At 69.9% G+C, this 3719-nt stretch carries 2 protein-coding genes and 1 pseudogene; all 3 read left to right on the forward strand.

From position 1 onward, the window contains the following. The first annotated feature begins 70 nt into the window (after nt 1-70). A complete protein-coding gene (locus FNH04_RS42925; RefSeq protein ID WP_152791662.1) occupies nt 71-1630 on the forward strand; it encodes an SCO6880 family protein in 1560 nt (519 codons plus the stop codon). A gap of 131 nt (nt 1631-1761) precedes the next feature. Then, complete coding sequence (locus FNH04_RS42930; RefSeq protein ID WP_152791663.1) at nt 1762-3183, forward strand: ATP-binding protein; 1422 nt, start codon at nt 1762-1764, stop codon at nt 3181-3183. 15 nt (nt 3184-3198) lie between these two features. After that, nucleotides 3199-3719, forward strand: a pseudogene (locus tag FNH04_RS42935) (type VI secretion protein); the annotation flags it as partial.

A 3719-nucleotide genomic window follows, 5' to 3' on the forward strand; every position in this document is an offset into this window, starting at 1 on the left:
GCCCGGCCAACACCCCCCACGCCAGCAGCACCCGCAACAGCAGCACCAACCGCACGGGAGGTGAAGGGCGTTGACGACCCAGTCCCACGTGTCCCATCCGGTCACGCCCCGCCGTACGTATCTGATCGGCCGTGCCCGGCCGAACGCGGTCATCGGCCGGAACCGCGAGTCCGGCGAGATCGCGCTGATCATCGCGGGCGCGTTCCTCGGCATGATGTGCGGACTCCTCGTCCCGGTCCTCTCCCTGCGGATCGTGCTGCTGACGGGCTTCCCGATGCTCGCCCTCGCCGCCGTGTACGTGCCGTACAAGCGACGCACGTTCTACAAGTGGTTCGAGATCAACCGCAGCTTCAAGCGCACCCTCCGCCAGGGCACGACGTACCGCTCGGGCGCCGTCGAGGCCGGCACCCGCCTCGACGGACGCGAGGTCGAGGTCGGCCCCCCGCCGGGCATCGGCCGCATCACCTGGCTGGCCGCACCCTTCGGCCCCGACGAGATCGCCGTCCTCCTCCACGCCGACCGCAAGACCGTCACCGCGGCCATCGAGATCGAGGGCCCTGGCGTCGGCCTGCGCGACTCCGAGGACCAGGAGGCCCTGGTCGACCGCTTCGGCACACTGCTCAAGCACGTCGCGAACGGCGACGGCTTCGTCACCCGCCTCCAGATGCTCGCCCGCACCCTCCCCGCCGACCCGGACGCCCACGCCAAGGACGTCGCCGCACGCGGGGACGACAAGGCCCTGCCCTGGCTCCAGCAGTCGTACGACCAGCTCCAGTCCATGGTCTCCACCAGCAGCGAGCAGCACCGCGCGTACCTCGTCGCCTGCATGCACTACAACCGCGAGCTCGCCGCCGAGGCCCACACCATGGCACGCGCCGCCCGCCCCCACGGCGGCCCCAAGCTGGACAAGGACGCGGGCCTCGCCGTCGTCATGGCACGCGAGCTCACGGACATCTGCTCACGGCTCCAGGAAGCCGACATCCGCGTACGGCAGCCGCTCGGCCAGGGCCGCCTCGCCTCCCTCATCCACTCCATGTACGACCCGGACCACCCCATCGACCACATCCAGGCCATGACCAAGCGCAACGCCTGGCCGGCCGAGCTGGACGCGATGGAGCCGACGTACCTCCAGGCAAAGACCCGCGAGTCCTCCACCCGCGCCCCCTGGTGCCACGCCACGGCCTGGGTCAAGGAGTGGCCGATGACCCCGGTGGGCGTCAACTTCCTGGCCCCGCTCCTGGTCCACACCCCGGACGTCATCCGCACGGTCGCCGTGACGATGGACCTCGAACCCACCGAGGTGGCCATCGAACGCATGCTGACCGAGAAGACCAACGACGAGGCCGAGGCCAGCCGCGCCGCCAAGATGAACCGCACGGTCGACCCGCGGGACGTGGCCTCCCACTCCCGCCTCGACCAGCGCGGCGAGGACCTCGCCAGCGGTGCCGCCGGCGTCAACCTGGTCGGCTACATCACGGTCTCCTCCCGCTCCCCCGAGGCCCTGGCCCGCGACAAGCGCACCATCAGGGCCTCGGCCGGCAAGTCGTACCTGAAGCTGGAGTGGTGCGACCGCGAGCACCACCGCGCGTTCGTGAACACCCTTCCGTTCGCCACCGGAATCCGAAGGTAGGGCTGCTGCATGCGGGATCACCGGGATCACTCGGAGCCACGGCTGCCGGAACACCGGGGGGTACTGCCGCACCACGACCCGGCGGCACGACGGCACGACCACGCGGGGACACGGCTGGAGGTACGTCTCTGATGCGGGATCCGCTGTCCGCCCTCACCGAAGCCTTCACCTCCTTCCTGTTCGGCAAGGTCGAGACAACCCGCCTCCCGGTGCGCACGTCGACGGGCCAGGCCCAGGCGGTCTACCTGCCGACCGCCGCCCCCGGCCTCGGCGACTCGGGCGTGATCATCGGGCGCGAGGTCTACTCCGGCAAGGGCTACATCTACGACCCGTTCCAGCTGTACGGTCAGCAGCTCCCCGCCCCGCACTGGCTGGTCCTCGGCGAGTCCGGCAACGGCAAGTCGGCGCTGGAGAAGACGTACGTGCTCCGCCAGCTGCGCTTCCGCGACCGCCAGGTCGTCGTCCTCGACGCCCAGGGCGAGGACGGCGTCGGCGAATGGAACCTCATCGCGCAGGAGCTGGGGATAACTCCCATCCGGCTCGACCCCACGGCCGCCCTGGACCACGGCATCCGCCTCAACCCCCTGGACCCGGCGATCACGACCACGGGCCAGCTCGCGCTGCTCCGCACCATCGTCGAGGTCGCGATGGGCCACGGCCTGGACGAACGCTCCGGCTTCGCCCTGAAGGTCGCCCACGCGTACGTCAACGAGACGATCGTCAACCGCCAACCGGTCCTCACCGACATCGTCGAACAGCTCCGCCACCCCGAGCCGGAGTCCGCGGAGGCGATGAACGTCGCCATAGACGACGTACGGGCCTGGGGCCTGGACGTCGCGCTGGTCCTGGACCGCCTGGTCGACGGTGACCTCAGGGGCATGTTCGACGGCCCCACTACGGTCGGCATCGATCTGGACGCCCCGCTCATCGTCTTCGACCTGTCCCATATCGACCGCAACTCGATCGCCATGCCCATCCTGATGGCGATCGTCGGCGTGTGGCTGGAGCACACCTGGATCCGCCCCGACCGGAAGAAGCGCATCTTCCTCGTCGAGGAGGCCTGGCACATCATCAACAGCCCGTTCGTGGCCCAGCTCTTCCAACGCCTGCTGAAGTTCGGCCGGCGCCTCGGCCTGTCCTTCGTCGCGGTCGTCCACCACCTCAGCGACGTCGTGGACGGCGCGGCGGCGAAGGAAGCGGCCGCGATCCTCAAGATGGCGTCGACCCGCACGATCTACGCCCAGAAAGCCGACGAGGCGAGGGCGACGGGCCGGGTGCTGGGCCTGCCGAGGTGGGCCCAGGAGATCATCCCGACCCTCACCCCCGGTATCGCCGTCTGGGATGTCAACGGCAACGTCCAGGTGGTCAAACACCTGGTCACCGAGACCGAACGCCCCCTGGTCTTCACGGACCGCGCCATGACGGAGTCGTCGAGCGACTTCACGGACGACGCCCTGCACGCCGCGGAACTGGAGGCGGAGGAACGGGCAGCTGCATTCGTGGAACACCACCTGAGCGACCTGGACGGCTCGTCCGAGTCGACGGTGGCGTGAGAACGGCGGCATGGAATGAGACCGGAGCACCATGACCGGCGCCGTGAGACGGAAGGTGGCATCCCCGACGGACTGCTGATCGGAGTCCTCGCCTTCCTCCTCGGCATGACCCTGCTCGTATGGTCGGCGACGGGCCTGGCCGGCTGGTTCGCCCGGGACGCATGGCCGGACGGCGTCACCTTCGCCCGTACGCCCCTCGCGATGCGCCACCTCGTCGCGAACCCGCACGACATGGCGGACGCCTGGCCGGACACCCCGGCCGACCAGCTCTCCGGGTACGGACTCTTCTGGGGCCTGTTCATCGGCCAGCTGATGGTGCTGCTGGTCCTGACGGTGTTCGCGATGGGCACGGTGGCCCGCTGGCGAGCGGTACGCGCCCGACGAAAGGCCGAGCGAAAAGCCGCCCGGCCACCGGAGAAAACGGAACCGCAAGAGACCGTCCACAGGCCGGAGCCCCCGAAGACGGTACGGCCATCCGGCCCCACGTACATGGCCCCGCACCCCCGCTCCCCACAGGAGCCGGACCACACCCACAC

The organism is Streptomyces phyllanthi (assembly GCF_009377205.1).
In the GTDB taxonomy this organism is placed as follows: Bacteria; Actinomycetota; Actinomycetes; order Streptomycetales; family Streptomycetaceae; genus Streptomyces; species Streptomyces phyllanthi.